Below are 24,321 nucleotides of genomic sequence, written 5' to 3' on the forward strand. Positions count from 1 at the left end.
TTTCCCGACTTTCGTCATTCCCGCGAAAGCGGGAACCCAGAGTGGGGTCAGCCGACGCACGTTCTGGGTTCCCGCTTTCGCGGGGATGACGAAGAGGAGAGATGCTGAGCGCGACTTTCAGACTCTCGTCATCCCGAACTTGATCCGGGATCCATTCATCCGGCGCCGAGAGAATGGATCCCGGATCAAGTCCGGGATGACGATGTTACTCAGGCCAGTTTCCGGCCGCTACCCGCCATTCACCCTGCATAGGCATCGCGCAATTCGCGCTTCAGCACCTTGCCGATCGCACTGCGCGGCAGTTCCTCCACCACCTCGATCGCGCTCAGCCGCTGGGTCTTGCCGACCTTGGCGTTGCAGTCGGCGCGCACCGCTTCGGCGTCCGCGCCGTCCCTCAGCACGACGAAGGCGACCGGCGTCTCGCCCCACTCCTCGCTCGGCATCCCGACGACGGTCGCTTCGACGACGCGCTCGTCGGCGTTCAATATCGCCTCGAGGTCGCTCGGAAAGATGTTGAAGCCGCCCGAGATGATCATGTCCTTGGCGCGGTCCATCAGGGTCAGGAAGCCGTCCTCGTCGATGCGGCCGATGTCGCCGTGGCGATAGAAGAGGTTTCCCTCGGCATCGTGCCAGTGCATCGCCTTCGTCGCATCGGGGCGGTTGTTGTAGCCGGTCATCATCGCCGGCGAGCGGCCGACGACTTCGCCGACCGATCCTTGCGGCAGTTCGTTGCCCTCTTCGTCGATCACCTTGGCGACATGGCCGGGTGCGGGCTTGCCGACGGTGTGGAGCTTGTCGGGGAATTGATGCGCCTCGAGGATGAAGGCCGCGCCGCCCTCGGTCATGCCGTAGATTTCGACGAGCCCGCCGGGCCAGCGCTTCAGCACGTCGGCCTTGAGCGCGGCGGGGAAGGGCGCCGAGGTGCAATATTTCATGATGAAGCTCGAAAGGTCGAAGCGCTCGAAATCCTCGAGCGCCATGATCCGCCGATATTGCACGGGCACCAGCATCGTGTTGGTCGCGCGCTCGCGCTCCGCGAGTTCGAGGAAACCGCGCGCGTCGAATTTCTTCATCAGCACGACCTGCCCGCCCGATCCGACGGTGGGGAGGAAGCTCGCCATCGTCGTGTTCGAATAGAGCGGGGTCGACAGGATCGTCACCGCCTTCGGTCCATAGGCCGGAACCCCGCGCTGGATATGCTGCCAGCGCATCGCATGGCTGTGGACGATGCCCTTGGGCGTGCCGGTGGTGCCCGACGAATAGATGATGTTGAACCCGTCGAGCGGATCGATCGCGACCGGCTCGGGCTTCGTGCCCGCGGGCGCCATCCACGCGTCCAGCGCCGTGCCGACGGTGCTGCCGTCCATCGCGATGCGCTCGCGCGCGGCGATGCTCTGCCCTTCGAGGCTCGCGGCCGCCGCGCTGTCGAGGAACAGGTGGCGCGCGCCGGTGTCGGCGATCATCGCCGCCATCTGCTCGCCGGTCGCGCTGTTGGTGATCAGCCCGGCGACCCCGCCGGCGCGCAGCGTGCCGAGGATCACCGCCATCTGTTCGACGCTGTTCAGCCCCGCGATCGCGGTGCGGTCGCCCTTGGCGAAGCCCTCGGCCTGCAGCCGTGCCGCGATCCGGTCGATCGTTGCGTCCAGTTCGGACCAGCTCAGCCGCCGCGCCGGGTCGGCGGCGGCTATGGCATCGGGACGTTCGGCCGCATGGGCGCGGACGAGATCGGGCAGGGTGGCGAAGTCGGCTTCGAGCAAGGTGGCACTGGTCATGACTCGGGGTTAGCACAGCGGAGGCGCGGCGCAATGCCGCGCATGGCGGATCGGGGGAGACGCGAATGGAAGCGATCGGCGCGGCGGTGGACGAGGACAGGACGCCGCTGGTCGCCGTCTATCATCCGCTGCGCGACCGGGCCTTGTTCGATTCCGTAACGGCGGCGGGGCATCGTGCGCATATCCTGCCCGCGCCGGTCGGCGGGCTCCGCCCCTGGCTCGATTGCTGTTTCGACCTTCTGGTGATCAATCCCTTTCTGGGCTGGCAGGAGCCGTCCGCGTTCGTCCGGCTCGCGCGCAGCATCGCGGGGCGCCGTCCGCTGCTTGTCCTGTCGGATCGCGATTCGCTGGGTGACCGGATGACCGGGCTGACCCATGGTGCCGACGACGCGGTCGGCTGGACCGACAATCTGCCCGAACTGCTCGCGCGCATCGCCAGCCTCATCCGCCGCAGCCGGCTCGCGGCGGGGCAACTCGGCGAAGGCGAGCTTCGGATCGACCTGATCGACCGGCGGGTCGAGCGCGCGGGGCGGCTCATCCGCCTGCCGCTGCGCGAGTTCGACCTGCTCGCCAATCTCGCGCGCGTTCCCGACCGACCGCTGTCGCGCTCGGCGCTGCTGAAGGCGGTGTGGCGGCTCGATTTCGACCCCGGAACCAACCGGGTCGAGGTGCATATGTCGCGGCTTCGCGCCAAGGTGGACCGCGATTTCGCCTGGCCGATGCTGCGCACGGTAAAAGGCCACGGCTACGCGCTGCGCTCGCGGCCGGATTGACGATCGTCAATTCCGCTTCGTCCGCAGAATGACGACGGCTTTGGGGTGGTGGGGAGCGGACCTTGCCACCTCGTCATGCTGAACTTGTTTCAGCATCCATGGCCTGCGCTCTCGTCAGGCGCTGCGCCGAAGGAAACGACAGGCCATGGACCCTGGGGTGACGAAGGTTGTATGACCGCAATCGGTCGCCAGCCGCCGATCAATTCCCCTCGGGCTGGGGCAGCAGCAGCGCCAGCAGGATCGCGCGGCATTCGCCGTCGATCGTGCCGTCGATCAGTTCGGGCCGGAACCGCCGCTGAAACGCGACGGTCGCCGCGAAACCGTCGGTCACGTCGTAACCGAAGCGCTCGAGCGCGAGCAGAAAGCCCGCATCGGTCCACAAGGGGTCGGTCAGTTTCCTGGTCGGGCGCGGCAGTGCAAGGCGGCGGCGCGCGAGTTCCTCCCACGGAAAAAGCTCGCCCGGATCCTGCTTGCGGGTCGGCGCAATGTCCGAATGGCCGACGACATTGCCGCGCGTGATCGCATAGCGATCCTTGATCTGGTGGACGAGACGGACGACCGACGCCACCTGCGGATCGGGAAAGGGAACATAGCCCCATTCGTGCCCGGGATTGACGATCTCGATCCCGATGCTCGCCGAATTGATATCGCTGACCCCGCGCCAATGCGACTTGCCCGCGTGCCAGGCGCGCTTGTCCTCCATCACCATCTGCGTGATCTGGCCATCCTCGCTGACGACATAGTGCGCCGACACCTTCGCGTCGGCATCGGCAAGTCGATCAAGGGCTTCGGCTCCGGTCTTCATACCGGTATAATGGAGGACGATCATCGATATGGGCAGCACGCGCTCGTCGAAATTGGGTGACCAGCGTTCGATAAAATCGCTCATGCGTCTTGCGGTCCATCCTGTCCCTGCCCTGTCTCTCCCCTGCGCCAGCGGGCAGGAAAAAGCAAGGTCAGGCGGCGGCTTGCGGGGCCATGACCGGTCGGCGGACCTGCTGGTCGGCGGGCTCGTATAGGCCGCGCAGCCGCGGGCTGGCGACGAACTGGTCGGTCTGCCCCAGCACCGTCTCGCCCGCGCCGAGGATGAGGAAGCTTTGCGGCGCCGCCACCGCGCGCAACCGCGCAAACGCCTTTTGCCGCATCGGCAACGAGAAATAGAGCAGCAGGTTGCGGCAGAAGATCAGGTCCGCAGGTGCGGCGAGCGGCGGCCGGTCGATCAACATGTTCTGGACCGAGAAATCGACGCGGCGGCGCAAATCGGCCTTTGCGAGCCAGCCCGCTTCGGTCTGATCGAACCAGCGCACCATGCGCTGCACCGGCAGGCCGCGCTGAATCTCGAACTGGCTGTAAAGCCCGACGCGGGCGCGGCCGACCGCGTGATAGCTGACGTCGGTGCCGACGATATCGACGCGCCACCCGGCCCATTTGCTGTCCTGTTCGGCCAGCAGCATCGCCATCGAATAGGCTTCCTGCCCCGTCGACACGCCGCAATGCCAGATCGTCAGCCGCCGATCGCGCAGGTTGATGCGATGGATATATTCAAGCGCGCTGTTAGCAATATCGTCGAACACACTATGTTCACGGTAGAAATAAGTTTCGTTGTTGAGCATCGCATCGACCGTGTCGTCGAGCAGCTGGCGGCTGTTCGAGGTCACGAGTGCGGCGACGAGCGCGTCGAGATCGCCGATGCCGTGCCGCTGCATCACCGGTTTCAGCGACATCTCGATGCGCCAGATGCGGTTCGGCGACAGCGTCTGCCCGGTCCGCGATTCGAGCACGCCCATCAGCACGCGATAAGCCGACTCGCTCGCCGTCCCGCCCATCATGACGGACGGCGCCCGGGAAGATAACCGCGCAGCATCAGCGCGATCGCGTCGGGGTTGAGCGTCGCCGCCGCGAGCCCGGCCTTCGCCACCGCGCCGGGCATCCCCCAGATCACGCAGCTTTCGGGCGCCTGGGCAAAGATCGTCCCGCCCGCCGCCTTGAGCCGCTGCGCGCCCTGCGCGCCGTCGCGGCCCATGCCGCTCAGCACGACCGCGACCCCGCCGGCGCCATAGGCCTCGGCGACCGACGCGAGCATCGGGTCGGCCGACGGACAGCAGCCATTCTCAACCGGCCGCCGGTCGAGCGCAATCTCGCGGCGCGCTCCGTTCGCGATCACCATCAGATGCGCGTCGCCCGGCGCGAGATAGATATGGTCCCGTTCGACCGCCATCTCCGCCTCGGCCACGCACACCTTGCGCCTGGTCATCGTCGCGATCTGCCGCGCGTAAAATTCCATGAAGGCATCGGGCAGATGCTGGGTGAGCAGGATCGGCGCGGTGATCCGGGGATCGAGATGGGTCAGGAAATTGGCGAATGCCGGAATACCGCCGGTCGACGCCGCGACCGCGATACATTCGAGCCGCTGGTCGGCATCGACCGCGACCGCCGCCGGGGGAACCGGCGGGCGAAAGGCGATGCGCGCCGCCGTGGGAACGGGTTCAAGCTGCCCGAGCGACAGGATGCGGGCGGTCAGCACTTCGGCAAAGCGGCCCGAGAAACTGCCGCGGCCGGGCTTGGCGAGCGTGTCGCTGGCGCCGAGCGCGAGCGCTTCGATCGCCGCCGGGCCGCCTTCGACGCAGTTCGACGACAGGATCAGCACGCGCGCATTGGCGGCGCGTTCCAATATGTGCGGCAGCGCGTCGATGCCGTTCATTCCCGGCATTTCGATATCGAGCACGACGACATCGACGGGTTCGCATGCCAGAAAGGCCAGCGCATCATGCGCCGAGGCCACCGAGGCACAAACCATCAGCCCCGGCGTCTGGGCGACGATGCGTTCGAGGATACTGCGGACGACGAGGCTGTCATCGACCAGCATCACGCGAACGCTGCGGCCTGCGGGGCGTTCGGTCCCCTGCGGATCGGTTGGAAGAAGGGCGGAGCGCGCCATCGACCGAGCCTCAGGCCACGCCGACGAGTTGCAGCTTTCCTTCGAGCGTTTCGCGGTCGAACGGCTTCATCACATATTCGTCGGCGCCCGCCTCGATCGCGGCACGAATATGGTCGATGCTGTTCTCGGTGGTGCAGAAGACGACGCGCGGCCGATCCTCGCGCCCGAAATCGAGGTCGTTGAAGGCACCGAGAAATTCCATTCCGCTCATCACCGGCATGTTCCAGTCGAGCAGGATCACGTCGGGACGGTTGGCGCGGCAAAAGGTCAGCGCCTCCTGTCCGTCGGCGGCTTCTTCCACTGAAAAAGCCATGCTTTCAAGGATATGTCGTGCGACCTTGCGAATGACTTTGCTGTCGTCGACGACCAGACAAGATTTAGACATTTATGCCTCCGACCCCCGGGGTTGACGCCAGCTTAGGGCGAAGGGGTGTGCAGGGTGTTAATACGACCGGCATCACGCGGCCTTAAGCGCGGGCAGCGTGATAAAATGCGCCGGGTCGACGACGAGCAAGGATTGCCCCTCATGCTCGATCATCGCTTCGGCGACGCGCGCCCAACCCGGAAGCAGCTTGCCGGTGACCCGCGCCTCGGGCGCATCGATGAAACAGACATCCTCGATCGCGTCGGCGAGCAGCGCATAACCGTGCTCGGCGACATCGACGACGACGACGCGTTGGCCTGCAACCGCGGGAACCGGGGCCAGGCCGACAACGACATGCGGGTCGATCAGCGTGAAGACGCGGCTGCGCAGCGCAAACAGCCCCGCGACATGCGGCGGCGCGGCGGGCACCTCGACCGGGGTGCCGACCGCGACGACCGAATGGATCGAGCGGCTGCGCAGCGCGACGCGCGTGTCGGCGATGCGCGCGATCAGATAGAGTTTTTCCATCATGGGCGCCCTCCCCCGACATGGCGGCGCAACGCGTCGAGCAGCGCGCCGCGATCGTAGCGATAGACAGTGTCGTCGTCGGCGCCCGCCGCCGCTGCCGAAGCGCGCAGCCGGATCATCGGCACATCGCCGCCATCTTGCGCACAAATGCCCGCATCGGTCAGGCAGAGCAGCACGTCGGCCGCTTCGTCGGAGCCCTCGCTTATCACACGGTAGCCCGCGCTCTGGAGGATCGGCGCCAGGAAGTTACCGCCCCACCCGTCATGGTCGTCGGCGATGCGACACACCGGCTGGCGCGCGGCAGGCGCGGCGGCGAGAGCGGGCGCATATTGCTCCATCAGCCAGAAGGGATCGACGATCTCGACCGGCTCGCCGTCGATCAGCACCACACCCGCGATCAGCCCCGGCGCCGCGGCCGGCTGGGTCATCTCGGGCAAGCGGACGATATCGATCACCGCCTCGATCGGATAGCAGAGCACCATCTGCCCGTCGTAGAGGCGGAGCAGCTTCAGCGCGCCATGATCCTCGGGCAGCCGCGCGGCATGGACGGGGAAAATGTCGTCGCCGATCTGCACCTGGATGCGGCCGGCACTTTCGAAAAGCGCCAGCGCCGGCACTTCCTCGACGCGCTCGATGACCGACAGGCGGACGCCGCGCGTACGGCCACCGACGTCGCGGAACAAGAGAAGCTGCGCGGCGCCGCGTTCGGCGGCCGCGCTGGCGTCGGCCTCGATCGCGCGGTCCGTGCCGCGCCCCGCTTCCGACGCATCGATCGCCGCAGCGGCGAGAATCCCCTGGACGTCGAGGAGCAGCACCGGCCGGCCATTGTCGGGAAGCGTCGTGCCCGCATAAAGCCCCGTCGCCATGATCATCGGCGCGGCGGGCTTGATCACCAGTTCCTCATGGTCGTGGATCGCCGCGACGCTCAGCGCGTAGCTCTGCCCCTGCCCCGGCCGGACGAGGACGAGCGCGCGGTCTTCGACATCATCGCCCGGGTCGCGCTCGCGGCCGAGGACGGTTTCGAGGCGAAGCAGCGGGAAAGGCTCGCCGCGCACGGTGACGAGTTCGCCGCCGCCAATGCGCTCGATGCGGACACTGTCGTTCGTCTCGAGCAGGATTTCGCGCACCGAGCCGCGCGGAATCGCGAAATATTGCCCCGCCGCGCGGACCATCAGGCCCGAGATGATCGTCAGCGTCATAGGCACGCGCAGCACGACCGCCAGGCCGCGCCCTTCATCGTTGCGCAGGTCGACGACGCCGCCGATCTTCTCGACATTCGCCCTGACGATATCCATGCCGACGCCGCGGCCCGAAATGGCGGTGATCTTCGCCGCCGTCGAAAAGCCGGGACGAAAGATCAGATCGAGTTTTTCGCGCGGGGTCAGCGCCCGCGCGTCGGCCGCCGACAGCAGCCGCGCCGAAATCGCCTTCTGGACCAGCGCGTCGCCCGACAGGCCGCGCCCGTCGTCGCGCACCTCGATCTCGATCTGGTTGCCCGACTGGCGCGCCGACACCGAAATGCTGGCGGTGATGTCCTTGCCCGCCGCGACGCGGTCGTCGAGTGTCTCGATGCCGTGATCGATCGCGTTGCGGACGATGTGGATCAGCGGGTCGCGGATATTCTCCATCATCTCGCGATCGAGTTCGACTTCGCCGCCGCTGGTGGCGAAGCGGATTTTCTTACCCAGATCCTGCGCCAGGTCGCGAACGATGCGCGGCAGCGGAGCGAACAATTTGTCGATGCGCTGCATCCGCATCTGGCTGACCGACTGGCGCATGCCCGCGATCGAATCCGACAGGCGGTCGAACGAGGCGATCAGCGCGGGATCGGCGCCCGCGTCGCGGAGCATGCGCGCGAATTCGTTGCGCGCCAGCACGATGTCGGTGACCCCCGTCATCACGCTGTCGAGCAGCGGCAGCGGCACGCGAATCGTCCGCCATCCCTGCGCATCGGTCGCCAGATCGTCCTCACGCCGAAGCTGGATTTCGCCACCGTCGATCGGTGCTGGGGGAGCGTCTGCCGCCAAAGCCGCGATCACGTCGCCATCGTCGCCGACAGGCTCTGCGCCGTCCTGCCCCAGCATCGCGCAAAGCTGCGACAGGCGATCGATGATGCCAAGCACGCCGGTGACGAGCGCGGCGTCCGCGGGGCGGTTGCCGCGGCGAACCTGATCGAGCGCATCCTCGGCGGCATGGGACAGCGCCGTGACTCGCGGCAGCGCGAGGAAGCTCGAACTGCCCTTGATCGTGTGAACGAGGCGGAAAATCGCATCGAGCCCGGCGCGGTCGGCGGGGTCCGCTTCCCACGCCACCAGCGCCCCGCCGGCCTCGGCGAGGATTTCCGCCGTTTCGGCAAGAAAATCAGTCAGCAGATCGTCCATCGCGTATCGGCGCGCCCCAAAAATTCGAGGCTCCACCATGGCCGACAATGGTTAATGGAGAGTTTGCTCTTGGGAGAATCTGAAAGATTATCGCGCTAAAATCTGGCGCTCAGCGCTCCTTCAGCACCGCCCCGACCAGCAGCGAGGTCGGCGTTTCCCTGGCGAGCATCACCGTTCCGCCATTCTGCTTCGCAACCGCCTGCACGAGCACTGCGGGCGCGGTGCGCGAGGTCATCGCGCTCGCGCCTTCCCCCTCGGCCAGGATGCGCTCGACATCGGCATCGAGGAACAGGCGTTCGGCCTCGACATGCAGCGCGATTTCGATGCCCCCACCCTGATTTTCGCAGCCGACGTCGAGCCGCCCGCCGCGCACCAGCGCATCGACGAGCAACAGCGACAGGTTGAGGATGATCTTGACCGCGGGCTTGGGCAGCGGATCGGCGCCGATCATCCAGTTGAGCTCGATCGCGCGGTCGCCGATGATCCCCTCGATCGCCGATTTCGCTTCGTCCGCGGGAACGCGCTCGCCGAAACCGCCCGCCGACCCGAAGGCTAGGCGAAAGAATTTGAGCTTGTTCGCCGACGTCCGCGCGCTCTGTTCGAGCAATTCGATGCAGCGCGCGCGCATCTCGGGGTCTTTTTCGTCGGCCAGCAGTTCGAGGCCGTTGGCGAACGCCCCCACCGGGCTCAGCAGATCATGGCACAGCCGCGAGGCCAGCATGGAGGCGAAATCGACGCGATCGTCGGACATGATGGACAGGCTCCCCGCAGACCGGACCTTTCCGGTTCGCGCCTGCTCCCTAAGGCAGGGACATGGTTAAGGGCAAGGGCGAAGCCCACCGACGACTATCCGCGCCCCGTCCGGGGACCAACTTCGTCATCCCGGCGAAGGCCGGGATCTCGCCGGTGCGGAAGAACGAGCGGGCGAGATCCCGGCCTTCGCCGGGATGACGGAATGGAGGGGCGGTCTGCTACACCAGTTGCCTTGAAATTCCGCCCCTCGGCCCCACATTGTTGTCAATGTTGGGGGACGACGAAATACTGACCGTGACGCTTTCGGACGCCGCCGCCGGGCTGCGGCTCGACCGGGCGCTCGCCGAGGCGCTTCCCGACCTTTCGCGCGAGCGGTTGAAGACGCTGATCAAGGGCGGCCGCGTCGCCGATGCCGCCGGAACCGTGCTGTGGGACCCGTCAACCAAGACCGCGACCCCCACGACGCTGGCGGTCCGCCTTCCCGCCCCGACCCCCGCGCACAATATCGCGCAGGATATGAACCTCGTCATCGCCTATGAGGACGAGCATCTGATCGTCGTCGACAAGCCTGCCGGGATGGTCGTCCACCCCGCCGCGGGCAATCTCGACGGCACGATGGTCAACGCGCTGCTTCACCATTGTGCGGGACAGCTTTCGGGGATCGGCGGCGTCGCCCGCCCCGGCATCGTCCACCGCATCGACAAGGACACCAGCGGGCTGATCGTCGCCGCAAAGCACGACAAAGCGCACGAAGGCCTCGCGAAGCAATTCGCCGCGCACAGCATCGACCGCCGCTATCTCGCGCTCGCGACCGGGCGCCCGATGCCCGCGAACGGCACCGTCGACGCCGCGCTCGGCCGATCGAGCACCAACCGCAAGAAGATGGCGGTGGTCGCCGAAGGACGCGGCAAGCATGCGATCACCCACTACCGGACGATCGAACCGCTGAAAGGCGCGACCTTGGTCGAATGCCGGCTCGAAACCGGCCGCACGCATCAGGTGCGCGTCCATATGGCGCATATCGGCCATCCACTGGTCGGCGACCCGGTCTACGGCCGGGTCAAAAAGCCGCTTTCGGAACTATTAAAAGCCCGTAATTTCGCGCGTCAGGCGTTGCACGCGGCCCATTTGGGCTTTATTCATCCAGTGACAGGTAACCCGATCGCACTCGACAGCGAACTCCCCCGGGATATGCGGGAACTGCTCGATGAATTGCGCGTTTAAGTTTCGAATGAAAATCTATCTCGACCGCTGGATGCAACCGCGGCATTCTCTCCTCTGAAATATTAGGGAAGACGCTAAAAATGGCTCATAAAAGCAATGTTCCGGCCACGGTGCCCGCGCTCGGCGGTGAGGCGAGCCTGAACCGCTACCTGGCCGAGATTCGCAAATTTCCGCTGCTGACGCCCGAGCAGGAATATATGCTCGCGAAGCGCTTTCAGGAGCATGGCGACAATGAGGCGGCGGCGCAGCTCGTCACCTCACACCTCCGCCTCGTCGCGAAAATCGCGATGGGCTATCGCGGTTATGGCCTGCCGGTCAGCGAGCTGATCAGCGAGGGCAATATCGGCCTGATGCAGGGCGTGAAGAAGTTCGACCCTGAACGCGGCTTCCGTCTCGCCACCTATGCGATGTGGTGGATTCGCGCCTCGATCCAGGAATTCATCCTCCGCTCGTGGAGCCTCGTGAAGATGGGCACCACCGCGGCGCAGAAGAAACTGTTCTTCAACCTCCGCCGGATGAAGAATAATCTCGACGCGTTCGAGGATGGCGACCTCAGCCCCGAAAATCTCAAGAAGATCGCGACCGACCTCGGCGTGACCGAGGACGAGGTGGTCAGCATGAACCGCCGCATGGCGATGGGCGGCGACACGTCGCTGAACGTGCCGATGGGCGAGGACGGCGACAGCCAGTGGCAGGATCTGCTCGGCGACGAGGGCCCGCTCCAGGACGAACGCGTGGCCGAGGCCGAGGAACGCGACGTGCGCCACGCGCTGCTGAGCGAAGCGCTCGCGACCCTCAACGAGCGCGAACGCCACATATTGACCGAACGCCGCCTGACCGATGACCCCAAGACGCTCGAAGATCTGAGCCAGGTCTATGACGTCAGCCGCGAACGCGTACGCCAGATCGAGGTACGTGCCTTCGAGAAGCTGCAAAAGGCGATGCTCAAGCTCGCGGGCGACCGCCGCCTCATCAACGCCTGAGCCGAAAGATCGCGGGTGCCCTGACGCGCCGGACGTTCCGGCCGAGGAGACATGCCATGCGTATCCTTTCGTTCACTCTCGCGGCTCTCGCCCTGTCCGTTCCCGTCACCGCCGCCGAAGCGCCGGCGACGGTGACGGTAACGCTGGCGAATTTCAGCTTCACGCCCGCCGACCTGCACCTCCATGCCGGCCAGCCAGTGACGATCCATTTCACCAACGGCGGCTCGGGCGGGCATGATTTCACCGCTCCGGAATTCTTCGCCGCCGCGACGATGGACGCCGCTAACCGCGCCCGCGTCGAGGGCGCCAAGGGCCGCGTTTCGCTCGGCAAGGGCGAAAGCAGCGACGTGACGCTGACGCCTAGGACAGGCACCTACAAGGCGCATTGCTCGCACTTCATGCATTCGTCGCTGGGCATGACGGGCAAGGTCGTCGTCGACTGAGATAGCGGTCGCCCCCAGCCCTTTAAAAGGCACCCTGCGCTCCCGCGAAGGCGGGAGCCCATCTTCGGCCGATGCCATTTTGAACCGGCAGGAGATGGGTCCCCGCCTTCGCGGGGACACGCGGCTTTTCTACGTCGGCTACAGTCAGAAGCGCCGCACATATCCCGCATAAAGCTGAAAGTCCGGGCTATCGCGATTGAGCCCGAGGTTCACGCCCGCGTCCCATTGGCTGTCATCGCTGGTCTGCCACCCCGCCGAAAGCCCCGCCAGCCACTCGCTCGCGTGCCCGGCCGGATCGCGGTCGCGGGTGAAGGAAATCTCGGTCGATACCGACACCGTGTCCGACAGGTCAAAACCCAGCCCCGCAACGGTGCCATAAGCGAGATGCCGGCCATCGCCGTCGCCGTCCACCGCGGCATCGACGTGCGGCGTCAGCCCGATCGACACCGGCCCCGCCTCGATCCCGATCGGAACGAGCAGCCCCGCGCCCCAATCGCCCGCCCCCACCCCGCTGCCGCCAGTCGGCAGGCTGGCATAGGGCATCGCGGCGATCGAAAAGCCCGATCCGTCGGGATTGCGCAGATTCTGCCGCAGCGCAATTGTCACGTCGCCCGTGCGCGTCCGCTGGCGCACGGTGCCGAGCGCCGCGTCGCGCTCGCGGATGTGGCCGATCGCGGTCCATCCCACCTGCGCCTCGAGCGACGGGGTCAATCCGATCCGCAGCAGCGCGTCGCCGGCCAGGACCGTGTCAGTGCGCTCAGGCCCCTCCTGCTCGCGCGTCCAGTCAGCAAGCCCGAGTTCGAAGACGATCCGCCCCGGCTCGACGGTGCAGGCCGGGGTACCGAGACCGGGGCGATCCGGGCAAAGATCGCGCCCCTCTTCGGCCATCGCCGGGCAAGCAGCGGCGAGTGCCACGAGCAGAACGAATCCGCGGCCCATCGAGCGAAGCCTGGGGCGATGATCGGGTCTTTTCCTTTGCATCCCGCTCGACTACGCCGGATCGATGCGAAGGAAAAGCAAGGCGCGCACGAAATTCACGATGGGACGGCTTTTCAAGACCACGGCCAAGATCGTCCTTGGCTTCATCCTCGCCTCGGTTCTCTGGGTGCTACTTTACGCGGTGGTGCCGCCGCCGGTAACGCTGACGATGCTGCTCGACGGCAACGGCATCACCAAGGATTGGACGAGCCTGTCCCATATCGATCGTACGATGGTCCGCGCCGCAATCGCCGCCGAGGACGGCAAATTCTGCAGTCATGACGGTTTCGACCGCGAGGCGATCGAGCAGGCGATCGAGCGCAACGCGAAGGGCAAGCGGATGCGCGGCGGCTCGACGATCAGCCAGCAGACCGCGAAGAATGTCTTCCTGTGGCAGGGCAGCGGCTGGACCCGCTACCTCCGCAAGGTGCCGGAAGTGTGGTTCACCTTCCTGATCGAAAAAATCTGGGGGAAGCGGCGGATCATGGAGGTCTATCTCAACGTCGCCGAAACCGGTCTCGGCACCTATGGCGTCGAGGCGGGGGCGCAGCGCTATTTCAAGCATGGCGCAAGCAAGCTGACCCCGCAGGAAGCCGCGCGCATCGCCGCGATCCTGCCGCTGCCCAAGAAGCGCGAAGCGATCAACCCCTCAGGCTTCACCCGCCGCTATGGCAACTCGATCCGCGCGCGGATCGGCGTCGTCGGACGCGACGGGTTGGATGGGTGCGTTTATAAATAGCGTTGATTTGGGGTGAGCGAACATTCCCCATCTTCGTCATTCCCGCGAAAGCGGGAATCCAGTGTGGGGTCAGCCGACGCACGCTCTGGGTTCCCGCTTTCGCGGGAATGACGAAATTATGAGACGCAGAATGTCAATTATAGTTTGCCGCCTGCTAAGCCGGCTTCCAGCTCTTCCGCTCTTCGGCCTGCTTCAGCACCTCGAACGCCGCCTGCCCCGCGGCGAAGCGCTTCGCCGCCTCGGCGTCGCCCGGCTTGACGTCGGGATGGCATTCCTTGGCGAGATTGCGCCACGCCCTCTTCGTCGCCTCGAAATCGGCGTCGGGTTCGAGGTCGAGTATCTCCAGCGCGCGCATCTCGTCGGCGCTACGGCTGCCGTCGCCCGATCCGCCCCAGGCATAATGCTGCGCACGGGCGTAACTGCGCGCGCCGCGCGCTTCCTCTGCCGCGCGTTCGGCGGCATCCTCGGCGGACAGGCCGGCGAAATAGTCCCAGCCGCGATTATATTCGGCAGCGTGGGTTTCGCAGAAATACCAGCGTTCGGGGCTGTTCGGCGATTTGGGCGCGGGGCAGTTGCCGGGGTTGGTACAACCGTGGCGGTCGCACAGCCGAACCTTCTGCGTTTCACGCGACGAACCATAGGGGCGCCAGCGGGGGAAACCCCAGTCGTCGGATCTCTTGGCGCGGCTCATCGCGCCCATGTAGCGATTGGGAGGCGCGATGGCTAGGCGGCGGCGCTCAAAAAAGCACGCAAATAGGCCTTTCCTACATTATTTCGCCGTGCCAGCCTCGCGCTTCGGCTCTTTGCAATCGTCAACCGCTCCGGCCGCGCCAACCACCTCCGACTCTCTTCTTAAAGCAACAAAGGAGACAGTTTGGACGCGCTCATCCGTATCTTTTGTCGCTTTAAGCGCCGAAGTCGACCGCCGCCAAAGCCACAAAGAACGCAGGCTCGAATATCCATGCTTTGCGCGCTCAGTCTTTCGCCTCGTAACCGAACGCCTTGTGCGCCAGCTTGACCACCGCGGGATCGAGATCGGGCGGCGTCATCGGCACCGCGGCCTCCAGCGTTTCGGCGATATGGGTCAGCGCGGCGATGCGCGCGGCCTTCTTGTTGTTGCCGTCGATTACCTTCCACGGCGCCCAGCGCGTGTCGGTCTGCTGGAACATCTCGTTCATCGCGGCGAGATAATCCTTGCGCTTCGCGCGGTTGCGATAATCCTCGGCACCGGTCTTCCAGCGCTTCCACGGGTCGTTCAGCCGGTCGGCGAAGCGCTTGTCCTGCTCATCCTGCGTGATGTGGACGAACAGCTTGACAAGATGAGTGGCGCTGCCGGTCAATTGCGCCTCGAACTCGTTGATCTCGTCATAGCCCTTGCGCCATTCGGCTTCGGTCGCGAAGCCCTCGACGCGCTCGACGAGGACGCGGCCGTACCAGCTCCGGTCGAAGATCGAGATTTCGCGATTGCCGGGCAATCGCTTCCAGAAGCGCCAGAGGAAATGGCGCGCCTTCTCCTCGTCGCTCGGCGCGCCGATCGGCCACACCTCGAAATAACGGGGGTCAAGCGACGCAGTCAGCCGCTGGATGATCCCGCCCTTCCCCGCCGCGTCCCAGCCCTCGAGCATGATGACGCTGCGCTGGCGGTGGGTGATGTGTGCCGCCTGCAATCGTTCGAGCCGATTCTCGAGCGCCGCGAGATCCTTGCCATAGTCGCCGTCATATTTGGCGCCGGTTTCATAGTCGGAGAGCGAGATGGTCATCGCGCCTTCCTATCCAGTCGCGGGCGCCGAACCAAGCGGGCGATGCATTCTGTCCGGTTCCGGCACAGCCGGACGCGTCAAAGCGTGGCGGCGATCAGGTCGGCGACGCGTCCCGGCGCTTCCATCGGGATGAAATGGCTGTGTTCGTCCCAGAGTTCGTCGCGCTCGGCATGGAGCGCCGGACCCAGGCCGGTCCGGGTCGGGCTCTGCGAAAAATCCATCGCGTCGCCGCGCGTCCCCTGCGGCGCGCGGATCAGCGTCACCGGTGTTGCCACATCGCCGAGCCAGGCGTGCGGGTCGGTGCGCAGCGCATTCTGGTACATCGAAGCTTCGAGCGCCGGCGGACAGGCGAGTTCATAGCCCTCGCCCGACGCTGCAGGCAGCAGGCCATGGTCGCAATAATCGGCGAGTACCTGCGGCTCCCAGCGGCTGTAGGGCAGACGATCGGCAAAACGCGCCCGCATCTCCCCGGCGCTCGCCCATATGTTGCGGCGGCGCGCGACCGGATGCTCGGCCGGATCGGGCACCGGCAGCGCATCCTGCCCCCGATAGAGGCCGGGGTCCATGATCACCGGGTCGACGAGAATCAGATGGCGAAAGGCATCAGGCCGCTCGGCGGCGAGCCGGGTCAGCACATATCCCCCCATGCTGTGTCCGCAGCCGACCAGCGGCGTCCCCGCGAAACGATCGACAAGCGGCAGCAGCGCCGCGGCATTGCCGGTCCAGTCCGCGAGCGAGACGGGCTTGAAGCTGCGCCCATGGCCGCGATGATCGGGCGCGATGACGTGGGTTTCCGCCGGCAGGGCGGCGACGACCCGGTCCCACAGCCGCGCATGGAAACCCGTCGCATGGAGCAGCAGCACCGAAGCCCCCGCCCCCGGCGCGCCCCACTCGAACCAGCAGATATCGCCGTCCGCCGTCGCGATCCGGTGTTCCTGAGGCTGCCCCATCTAAATCGTCATCCCGGCGAAGGCCGGGATCTCGCCGATGCGTCGGGTCGAGACGGTGAGATCCCGGCCTTCGCCGGGATGACGAAAAAATGAGGCAGGCGCTTTATCCAAGTTCAGCTCTTCGGCCCGTCCACCAGGCGGATGCTCAGTTCCTTGAGCTGCTTCTCGCTGACCGGCGCCGGAGCACCCATCATCAAATCCTCGGCCTTCTGGTTCATCGGGAAGACGACGACCTCGCGGATGTTCGGCTCGTCGGCGAGCAGCATGACGATGCGGTCGACCCCCGGCGCCGAACCGCCGTGCGGCGGCGCGCCATATTTGAAGGCGTTGATCATGCCCGCGAAATTGCTGTCGACATCGGCCTGACTATAGCCCGCGATCTCGAACGCCTTGTACATGATGTCCGGCCGATGGTTCCGGATCGCGCCCGACGAGAGTTCGACGCCGTTGCAGACGATGTCATATTGCCAGGCGAGGATATCGAGCGGGTCTTTCGTCTCGAGCGCTTCGAGTTCGCCCTGCGGCATCGAGAAGGGATTGTGGCTGAAATCGATCTTGCCGGTGTCCTCGTCGGCCTCGAACATCGGGAAGTCGACGATCCAGCACATCTCGAACTTGTTCGCATCGATCAGGTCGAGTTGCTCGGCGACGCGAGTGCGGGCAAAGCCCGCGAGCTTCGCCGCCACGGCTTCCTTGCCCGCGGCAAAGAACAGCCCGTCGTCGGGGCCGAGGCCGAGTTCGGCGGCAAGCGCGTCCATCTTCTCCGGCCCATGGTTCTTGGCGATCGGACCGCCCCATTCGCCGCCCTTGCGCGTCGCATAGCCAAGGCCAGCAAAGCCCTCGCCCTGCGCCCAGCTGTTCATGTCGTCGAAGAATTTGCGGCTCTTCTCCGCTGTCCCCGGTGCCGGGATCGCGCGCACCACATCGCCCGCCGCGACGATGTCGGCGAAGCGCCCGAAGCCCGACCCCGTGAAATGCGACGACACGTCGGTGATGATCAGCGGGTTGCGCAGGTCGGGCTTGTCGTTGCCGTATTTCAGCATCGACTCGCGGTACGGAATGCGCGGAAAGCTGCCCGCCGGGGTCACCGACCGGCCGTTCGCGAACTCCTCGAACACGCCCGCGAGCACCGGCTCGATCGCATTGAACACATCGTCCTGCGTGACGAAGCTCATCTCGAAGTCGAGCTGGTAGAACTCGCCCGGCGAGCGGTCGGCGCGCGCATCCTCGTCGCGGAAACAGGGCGCGATCTGGAAATAGCGGTCGAAGCCCGCGACCATCAGGAGCTGCTTGAACATCTGCGGCGCCTGCGGCAGCGCATAGAATTTGCCGGGATGAACGCGGCTGGGCACCAGATAGTCGCGCGCGCCTTCGGGTGACGAAGCGGTCAGGATCGGCGTCTGATATTCGGTGAAACCCTGCTCGACCATGCGGCGGCGCAAGGACGCGATGACGTTCGAGCGCAGCAGGATATTGGCGTGCAGCCGCTCGCGGCGCAGGTCAAGGAAGCGATATTTCAGGCGGATATCCTCGGGATATTCCTGCTCGCCCGCAACCGGCATCGGCAGTTCGGCCGCCGCCGACTGGACCGAGACGTCGCGCGCGCGCACTTCGATCGCGCCGGTCGGCAGGTTGGTGTTCACCGTCTCCGCCGAACGTGCGACGACGTCGCCCGTGATCGTCACGACGCTTTCGGCGCGCAGGCTATCAAGGGTCGCGAACGCCGCATCGCTGCTGTCGGCGACGATCTGCGTCAACCCGTAATGGTCGCGCAGGTCGACGAAGAGCAGCCCGCCATGATCGCGCTTGCGGTGCACCCAGCCCGAAACGCGGACATTCTGGCCGACATCCCCGGCGCGAAGCTGGCCGCAATTATGGGTGCGATAGGCGTGCATTTCGATCGTCTTTCAGTGATTGGAAAATATCACGCGAACGTGATTTATGGCCGCGCCTAAGGCAATGCGGCGCACCATTTGTCAAGGGTTGAGGCAGGAATCGGGTTCGCGCGGCGGCGCGGAAACGAAGAATGAGGTTCGCGCGGCATCCGCGGATGGCGCAGAGAAATGGAAGGGCGCCCGGCCGCCCGTCCACCTCTATTGAGAGGAATGTTCGGTGTTCGCGTAGAACTCCTGGATGATGTTCCACGCCTCTTCGGCGGTCTCGACGAACTGGAACAGATTGAGGTCGCGGGCGCTGACGACGCCTTCCTCGACCAGCGCCTCGAAATTGACGACGCGGTTCCAGAATGTCTTGCCGAACAGCACGATGGGGATCGGCTTGATCTTGCCCGTCTGGATCAGCGTCAGTAGCTCGAACATCTCGTCGAAGGTGCCGAAGCCGCCGGGAAAGACCGCGACCGCACGCGCGCGAAGCAGGAAGTGCATCTTGCGAAGCGCGAAATAGTGGAACTGAAAGCTCAGCGACGGGGTCACATAGCGGTTCGGCGCCTGCTCGTGCGGCAGCACGATGTTGAGGCCGATCGACTCGCGCCCCTCGTCGGCGGCACCGCGGTTCGCGGCCTCCATGATCGACGGCCCGCCGCCCGAACAGACGACGAAGTGGCGGCAGCCGTCCTCGTCGCACGGCACCTGGCTCGCGAGCCGCGCAAGCTTGCGCGCCTCGTCATAATATTTGGCCTTGGCCTTGAGGTGGCGGGCGATGTTGCGCTGGACGTCGTCGGTCGCCGCGGCTTCGAGCCCATCGGCGGCCTGCGGCTCGGGAATGCGCGCCGAGCCATAGATGACCAGCGTCGACTCGATCTTCGCCTCGTCGAGCAGCAGCTCGGGCTTGAGCAGTTCGAGCTGAAAGCGCACGGGGCGCAGATCCTCGCGCAGCAGAAAATCCTTGTCCTGAAAGGCGAGCTTATAGGCCGGATCGGCGGTCTGCGGAGTGGTGGTCGCCTGCTTGGCGAATTGCGCGTCGTCCTTTGCCTTGTGGAAACGCGAACGATGGGGTTGCTTGTCTTTTGCCATTAGCGAGCGGCTACTCGCTTCGCATGGCTTTGCCAAGCCGGGGGTCGCTATCGGGACGGAAACCTCGCTTCGATCCGCGTCAGCGCGCGCTGAGCATAGGATTTCAGGCGATTGTTCCGCGGATAAAGGCGCGGCGCGGCCGGGTTCAGCCCGCGCGCGCGCAGCCGGCGGTTGAACCGGCAGGCGTCGGCATGGTGAAAGCTCCATTCGCTGCGCCATGTGAGCGACAGCGATACCGAAACCGCGTCGTGCGTCTGCACCCAATGCGGCGCGAGGATCGGAACATAGATCGCCTCGCCCGGCGCGATGTCGATCGCCCGGCCGCGCGCCTCCCATTCCTCGCGCCAGGGCAGGTTGCGCGGCCCCCCGGCGAAATATTGCTCGAAGAAGGGCTGGCCGATGATGTCGGGATCGGCGGTCGGGAACAGCGTCATCGTCTTCGAACCGCGCGCCTGGAACAGGATATTATATTCGGGGTCGAAATGCAGCGAGGTCACGGCGCGCGGCGAGGAGATGAAGATGAATCCTTCCAGCCGCATCATCGCGCCAGTGCGCGATTCGACCAGCGGCTCGATCTCGCCCAGCACCTCGCGCATCAGCGCGGCATAGGCGGGATCCTGATCGATCGTCTTGAGCAGGACCCACGACCCGCATTGGTCGATCTGCGCGATCGTGTCCTCGACCGAAAGACCGTTGGCGGGCGTATCGGCATTGGAAATGCCCAGCGGCAGATCGACCGCCGCATTATGTTCGAGGCTTTCGGGGCGCAACCGGCCGGCCAGCTGCCGCAACGCACCCAGTTCCAGCAACGGATGGCCGGCAATCTGGTGCGTCAGATGCGTCGGCACGCCGGGATAAGCCGCGGCGAAGGTCGCATGCGCTTCGCGGGAAAAGACAGGGTCCGCCATGCGCTCAGTCTATGACACGCGAGTAAAACAATGGTTAGGCAAAAGATCGCCCGCGGAGCCACGCGGAAGGCGGCCCCGTCAACGGCAGTAGCCGTTCCCGCTCATGTCGAGATGGAAGTGATTGTAATGCGCCGCATTGTAGTCGGGGCTCAGCACCGTGCCGAAGCGGCGGCACGCCGATTTGTGGAGAGCGCGGAGGAAATCCTGCGACGCCTTGTCGCCCTTCCACCCACCGTCGAGCATGATCCGCCGCCCGTCGGCGAGCACGAATCCCGCGACGTCGATCGCGTTGGAAGAGGCGTGCTGCGATAGCCGCCCCGAGCGGCCGCCATAGATATTGCGGCAGCTGTAGGTGCCATAGGTCTCGATCTTCACGACCTCGGTCCTGAAATATTGGCGCGCGGCGGGCTTTACCGCATAGCGCGCCCAGGCCGCGAAATTGCGCGCGAGCGGACAGGTCATCGGTCCTAGGTTCGTCACCGGCGTGCCGATGTCGAGCAGCTTCACCGAATCGATGGAGCTGCACCCGCCGCCATGATCCTGGTTCGGCAGCGGGGTGAAGCGCACCCCGGCCTGCTTGAGGTCGAACGCGCATTGCTGCGCCTCGGCGCTGGTGAAGGACGGCGTTCCCGTGATCTGCGGGCGCTGGGGTGTCGACGTCGTCGCGGCCGTCCGTTTTCCGCCGCCCTGCTTCATCACATCGGGCGCGCCGAAACAAGCGGTTAGCGCCATCATCGCGGTCGCGGCGATCAGGATTCGGGGCCTCAAGAAAAGCGGAATCGGCATGGCGTCAAAATACCGACGATATCGTTAACAAGCCGTATACCTTTTTACGGCTCGTCGAAAATTTCGCGCGGCTTACGCATTTTGTTTGACAGTTATGCCCCTCTCCCTAAACGCGGCGCCGGGCCACGCGGTCCCAACGCCGCGCGCGCTCTCTGCAAGGAGAGACTATGATGAGTGAAGTGACGACGCCACAGGTGCGCCCGACGCGCCCCTATTTTTCTTCCGGTCCCTGCGCCAAGCCGCCGGTCTGGTCCCCCGAAAAACTGAACACCGAATCGCTGGGCCGCTCGCACCGCGCCAAGATCGGCAAGACGCGCCTCCAATATTGCATCGACCTGATGCGCGAGATGCTGCAGCTCCCCGACACGCACCGCATCGGCATCGTTCCGGGCAGCGACACCGGCGCCTTCGAAATGGCGATGTGGACGATGCTGGGCGCGCGGCCGGTGACGACGCTCGCATGGGAGAGCTTCGGTGAAGGTTGGGTCACCGATGTCGCCAAGCAGCTCAAGCTCGATCCCACCGTCATCCGCGCCGATTACGGTCAGCTTCCCGACCTCAACCAGGTCGACTGGTCGAACGACGTTCTCTTCACCTGGAACGGTACCACCAGCGGCGTCCGCGTTCCGGACGGCGACTGGATCGCCGGCGACCGGCAGGGCCTGAGCTTCGCCGACGCGACCTCGGCCGTGTTCGCCTATGACCTGCCGTGGGACAAGATCGACGTCGCGACCTTCAGTTGGCAGAAAGTGCTCGGCGGCGAAGGCGGCCACGGCGTGCTGATTCTCGGCCCGCGCGCGGTCGAACGGCTCGAAACCCACACCCCCGCCTGGCCGCTGCCGAAAGTGTTCCGTCTGATGTCGAAGGGCGCGCTCGCCGAGGGCGTGTTCAAGGGCGAGACGATCAACACCCCGTCGATGCTCGCGGTCGAGGATGCGATCTTCGCGCTCGAATGGGCGAAGTCGCTCGGCGGTTTGGGCGGCCTCAAGGCGCGCAGCGATGCCAATGCCGCGGCGCTCGACAGGATCGTCGCGGAACGCGACTGGCTCTCCCACCTCGCCGCCGATCCCGCCAGCCGCTCGAAGACCTCGGTCTGCCTGTCGGTCGCGGGCGCCGACGCCGACTTCATCAAGCAGTTCGCCGGGCTGCTCGAAAAGCAAGGCGCGGCCTACGACATCGCGGGCTATCGCGACGCGCCTCCGGGCCTCCGCATCTGGTGCGGCGCGACCGTCGACACCGCCGATATCGAAGCGCTCGGGCCTTGGCTCGACTGGGCTTACGCCTCGCTGAAATAATGTCTGTGTGTCCCCGCGAAGGCGGGGACCCATCTCCTGCCATTTCATTCCGCAAGCATCGGGAGCTGGGCTCCCGCCTTCGCGGGAGCACACGGAAGGTTTAATTCTATGACCGCACCCAAAGTTCTGATTTCCGACAAAATGGACCCCAAAGCCGCCGCGATCTTCAAGGAACGCGGCATCCAGGTCGACGAAATCACCGGCAAGACGAAGGACGAGCTGATCGCCATCATCGGCGACTATGACGGCCTCGCGATCCGCTCGGCCACCAAGGTCACCCCCGACGTCCTCGCCGCCGCGACGAACCTGAAAGTCGTCGGCCGCGCCGGGATCGGCGTCGACAATGTCAACATCCCCGAGGCGTCGAAGCAGGGCGTCATCGTGATGAACACCCCCTTCGGCAACAGCATCACCACCGCCGAACATGCCATCGCGATGATGTTCGCACTCGCGCGCCAGATTCCCGAAGCCAATGCGCTGACCCAGGCAGGCAAATGGCCGAAGAACGACTTCATGGGCGTCGAACTGACCTCGAAGACGCTCGGCCTGATCGGCTGCGGCAACATCGGCAGCATCGTCGCCGAGCGCGCGCTGGGTCTGCGCATGAAGGTCGTCGCCTTCGACCCCTTCCTGACCCCCGAGCGCGCGGTCGAGCTCGGCGTCGAAAAGGCCGACCTCGACACGCTGCTGGCGAAGGCCGATTTCATCACGCTGCACACGCCGCTGACCGACCAGACGCGGAACATCCTGTCGAAGGAGAATCTCGCCAAGACCAAGAAGGGCGTGCGGATCATCAACTGCGCGCGCGGCGGGCTGATCGACGAAGCGGCACTGAAAGAAGCACTCGACAGCGGCCATGTCGCGGGCGCGGCGCTCGACGTCTTCGCGCAGGAACCGCCTGCGGCCGACCATCCGCTTTTCAGCACGCCGAATTTCATCTGCACGCCGCATCTGGGCGCCTCGACCGACGAGGCACAGGTCAATGTCGCGATCCAGGTGGCCGAGCAGATTTCGGACTATCTGCTGACCGGAGGCATCACCAACGCGCTCAATGTGCCGAGCCTGTCCGCCGAGGAAGCGCCGAAGCTGCGCCCTTATATGAGCCTCGCCGAAAAGCTCGGCAGCCTCGTCGGTCAGCTTGCACACGACAATCTCACGACCATCTCGGTCGAGGTCGAAGGGGCTGCCGCCGAACTCAACCTGAAGCCGATCACCGCCGCGGTGCTCACCGGCCTGATGCGCCGCTATTCGGACAGCGTGAACATGGTCAACGCCCCGCACCTCGCGCGCGAGCGCGGCCTCGACGTGCGCGAGGTTCGCCATGACCGCGACGGCGACTATCACACCCTCGTCCGCGTCACCGTGGCGACCAGCGACGGCGACCGCTCGGTCGCGGGCACGCTGTTCAGCAACGGCGACCCGCGCCTCGTCGAGATGTTCGGGATCAAGGTCGAGGCCGACCTCGACGGCCACATGCTCTACATCGTCAACGAGGACGCGCCGGGCTTCATCGGCCGCATCGGCACTGCACTCGGCGAAGCGGGGCTCAACATCGGCACCTTCCACCTCGGCCGCCGCGCCGCGGGCGGCGAAGCCGTGCTGCTGCTCAGCCTCGATTCGCCGATGCCCGAGCCCTTACTGTGGCAGCTCTGCCAGCTTCCCGGCGTGAAGACGGTGAAGGGGCTGAAGTTCTGATCCGCCCAGTTCCCCTCCCGCTTGCGGGAGGGGTTAGGGGAGGGCATGTCGAGGGTCCGGCTTGAAAAAACAGGCCCTC

The 24,321-nt window shown here is 65.6% G+C and carries 23 protein-coding genes; 7 read left to right on the top strand and 16 right to left on the bottom strand.

Going from position 1 to position 24,321, the window contains the following annotated elements:
- Positions 1 to 239 precede the first annotated feature (239 nt).
- A complete protein-coding gene (locus ACVENA_RS12725; RefSeq protein WP_449325656.1) occupies positions 240 to 1,772 on the bottom strand; it encodes a class I adenylate-forming enzyme family protein in 1,533 nt (510 codons plus the stop codon).
- Positions 1,773 to 1,837: 65 nt separating this feature from the next.
- Between ACVENA_RS12725 and ACVENA_RS12730 the strand changes: the two genes are divergently transcribed.
- Positions 1,838 to 2,545 (top strand): winged helix-turn-helix domain-containing protein, encoded by a 708-nt coding sequence (locus tag ACVENA_RS12730; RefSeq protein ID WP_449325657.1) that lies wholly within the window; start codon positions 1,838 to 1,840, stop codon positions 2,543 to 2,545.
- A gap of 199 nt (positions 2,546 to 2,744) precedes the next feature.
- Here the strand turns inward: ACVENA_RS12730 and ACVENA_RS12735 are convergent, their stop codons facing one another.
- From ACVENA_RS12735 to ACVENA_RS12765, 7 genes are all read right to left on the bottom strand, one after another.
- Entirely contained in the window at positions 2,745 to 3,434 is a 690-nt protein-coding gene (locus tag ACVENA_RS12735; protein ID WP_449325658.1) for an N-acetylmuramoyl-L-alanine amidase, read from the bottom strand.
- Between the two features lie 67 nt (positions 3,435 to 3,501).
- A complete protein-coding gene (locus ACVENA_RS12740) occupies positions 3,502 to 4,374 on the bottom strand; it encodes a CheR family methyltransferase (protein WP_449325659.1) in 873 nt (290 codons plus the stop codon).
- Positions 4,371 to 5,483 carry a chemotaxis-specific protein-glutamate methyltransferase CheB gene (gene cheB / locus ACVENA_RS12745; protein WP_449325660.1) on the bottom strand — a complete coding sequence of 371 codons (1,113 nt, stop codon included), beginning with the start codon at positions 5,481 to 5,483 and terminating at the stop codon, positions 4,371 to 4,373. The genes ACVENA_RS12740 and cheB overlap by 4 nt, the downstream gene beginning before the upstream one ends.
- Before the next feature lie 10 nt (positions 5,484 to 5,493).
- Positions 5,494 to 5,868, bottom strand: a complete 375-nt coding sequence (locus tag ACVENA_RS12750) for a response regulator (RefSeq protein WP_257543449.1) — start codon at positions 5,866 to 5,868, stop codon at positions 5,494 to 5,496.
- Between the two features lie 72 nt (positions 5,869 to 5,940).
- Complete coding sequence (locus ACVENA_RS12755) at positions 5,941 to 6,378, bottom strand: chemotaxis protein CheW (RefSeq protein WP_257543451.1); 438 nt, start codon at positions 6,376 to 6,378, stop codon at positions 5,941 to 5,943.
- Positions 6,375 to 8,756: a chemotaxis protein CheA gene (locus ACVENA_RS12760; protein WP_449325661.1), complete on the bottom strand. Its 2,382-nt coding sequence runs from the start codon at positions 8,754 to 8,756 to the stop codon at positions 6,375 to 6,377. Before ACVENA_RS12760 ends, ACVENA_RS12755 begins: the two co-directional genes overlap by 4 nt.
- 109 nt (positions 8,757 to 8,865) lie before the next feature.
- Positions 8,866 to 9,507 (bottom strand): histidine phosphotransferase family protein, encoded by a 642-nt coding sequence (locus ACVENA_RS12765; RefSeq protein ID WP_449325662.1) that lies wholly within the window; start codon positions 9,505 to 9,507, stop codon positions 8,866 to 8,868.
- 269 nt (positions 9,508 to 9,776) lie between these two features.
- Between ACVENA_RS12765 and ACVENA_RS12770 the strand changes: the two genes are divergently transcribed.
- From ACVENA_RS12770 to ACVENA_RS12780, 3 genes are all read left to right on the top strand, one after another.
- Entirely contained in the window at positions 9,777 to 10,733 is a 957-nt protein-coding gene (locus ACVENA_RS12770; RefSeq protein ID WP_449325663.1) for an RluA family pseudouridine synthase, read from the top strand.
- Positions 10,734 to 10,813: 80 nt separating this feature from the next.
- A complete protein-coding gene (gene rpoH / locus ACVENA_RS12775; protein ID WP_257543459.1) occupies positions 10,814 to 11,716 on the top strand; it encodes an RNA polymerase sigma factor RpoH in 903 nt (300 codons plus the stop codon).
- Positions 11,717 to 11,772: 56 nt separating this feature from the next.
- The gene (locus tag ACVENA_RS12780) at positions 11,773 to 12,159 is read left to right on the top strand and encodes a cupredoxin domain-containing protein (RefSeq protein ID WP_449325664.1); all 387 of its coding nucleotides are present in this window, start codon (positions 11,773 to 11,775) and stop codon (positions 12,157 to 12,159) included.
- 144 nt (positions 12,160 to 12,303) lie between these two features.
- Here ACVENA_RS12780 and ACVENA_RS12785 read toward each other — a convergent pair whose 3' ends face one another.
- Complete coding sequence (locus tag ACVENA_RS12785; RefSeq protein WP_449325665.1) at positions 12,304 to 13,098, bottom strand: transporter; 795 nt, start codon at positions 13,096 to 13,098, stop codon at positions 12,304 to 12,306.
- Between the two features lie 100 nt (positions 13,099 to 13,198).
- Between ACVENA_RS12785 and mtgA the strand changes: the two genes are divergently transcribed.
- The gene (gene mtgA, locus ACVENA_RS12790; protein ID WP_449325666.1) at positions 13,199 to 13,876 is read left to right on the top strand and encodes a monofunctional biosynthetic peptidoglycan transglycosylase; all 678 of its coding nucleotides are present in this window, start codon (positions 13,199 to 13,201) and stop codon (positions 13,874 to 13,876) included.
- A gap of 154 nt (positions 13,877 to 14,030) precedes the next feature.
- Here mtgA and ACVENA_RS12795 read toward each other — a convergent pair whose 3' ends face one another.
- The 7 genes from ACVENA_RS12795 to ACVENA_RS12825 all read right to left on the bottom strand — a co-directional run bounded on the left by ACVENA_RS12795 (position 14,031) and on the right by ACVENA_RS12825 (position 21,252).
- The gene (locus ACVENA_RS12795) at positions 14,031 to 14,567 is read right to left on the bottom strand and encodes a J domain-containing protein (RefSeq protein WP_449325667.1); all 537 of its coding nucleotides are present in this window, start codon (positions 14,565 to 14,567) and stop codon (positions 14,031 to 14,033) included.
- Between the two features lie 283 nt (positions 14,568 to 14,850).
- On the bottom strand, positions 14,851 to 15,636 hold the full coding sequence (locus ACVENA_RS12800; protein ID WP_449325668.1) for a polyphosphate kinase 2 family protein: 786 nt from the start codon (positions 15,634 to 15,636) through the stop codon (positions 14,851 to 14,853).
- A 77-nt stretch (positions 15,637 to 15,713) separates the two neighbouring features.
- Positions 15,714 to 16,586, bottom strand: a complete 873-nt coding sequence (locus ACVENA_RS12805) for an alpha/beta fold hydrolase (RefSeq protein WP_449325669.1) — start codon at positions 16,584 to 16,586, stop codon at positions 15,714 to 15,716.
- 113 nt (positions 16,587 to 16,699) lie between these two features.
- The gene (aspS, locus tag ACVENA_RS12810) at positions 16,700 to 18,481 is read right to left on the bottom strand and encodes an aspartate--tRNA ligase (RefSeq protein ID WP_449325670.1); all 1,782 of its coding nucleotides are present in this window, start codon (positions 18,479 to 18,481) and stop codon (positions 16,700 to 16,702) included.
- Between the two features lie 198 nt (positions 18,482 to 18,679).
- Complete coding sequence (locus ACVENA_RS12815; RefSeq protein ID WP_449325671.1) at positions 18,680 to 19,558, bottom strand: LOG family protein; 879 nt, start codon at positions 19,556 to 19,558, stop codon at positions 18,680 to 18,682.
- 47 nt (positions 19,559 to 19,605) lie between these two features.
- The gene (locus ACVENA_RS12820) at positions 19,606 to 20,466 is read right to left on the bottom strand and encodes a cupin-like domain-containing protein (protein WP_449325672.1); all 861 of its coding nucleotides are present in this window, start codon (positions 20,464 to 20,466) and stop codon (positions 19,606 to 19,608) included.
- A gap of 78 nt (positions 20,467 to 20,544) precedes the next feature.
- The gene (locus ACVENA_RS12825) at positions 20,545 to 21,252 is read right to left on the bottom strand and encodes an extensin family protein (protein ID WP_449325673.1); all 708 of its coding nucleotides are present in this window, start codon (positions 21,250 to 21,252) and stop codon (positions 20,545 to 20,547) included.
- A gap of 167 nt (positions 21,253 to 21,419) precedes the next feature.
- On the opposite strand from ACVENA_RS12825, the gene ACVENA_RS12830 reads away from it, so the two are divergent.
- Positions 21,420 to 22,547, top strand: coding sequence for a phosphoserine transaminase (locus ACVENA_RS12830; protein WP_449325674.1), 1,128 nt, complete (start codon positions 21,420 to 21,422; stop codon positions 22,545 to 22,547).
- A gap of 108 nt (positions 22,548 to 22,655) precedes the next feature.
- Positions 22,656 to 24,242, top strand: coding sequence for a phosphoglycerate dehydrogenase (gene serA / locus ACVENA_RS12835; RefSeq protein ID WP_449325675.1), 1,587 nt, complete (start codon positions 22,656 to 22,658; stop codon positions 24,240 to 24,242).
- Positions 24,243 to 24,321 lie beyond the last annotated feature (79 nt).

This window comes from Sphingopyxis sp. 550A, from assembly GCF_053569535.1.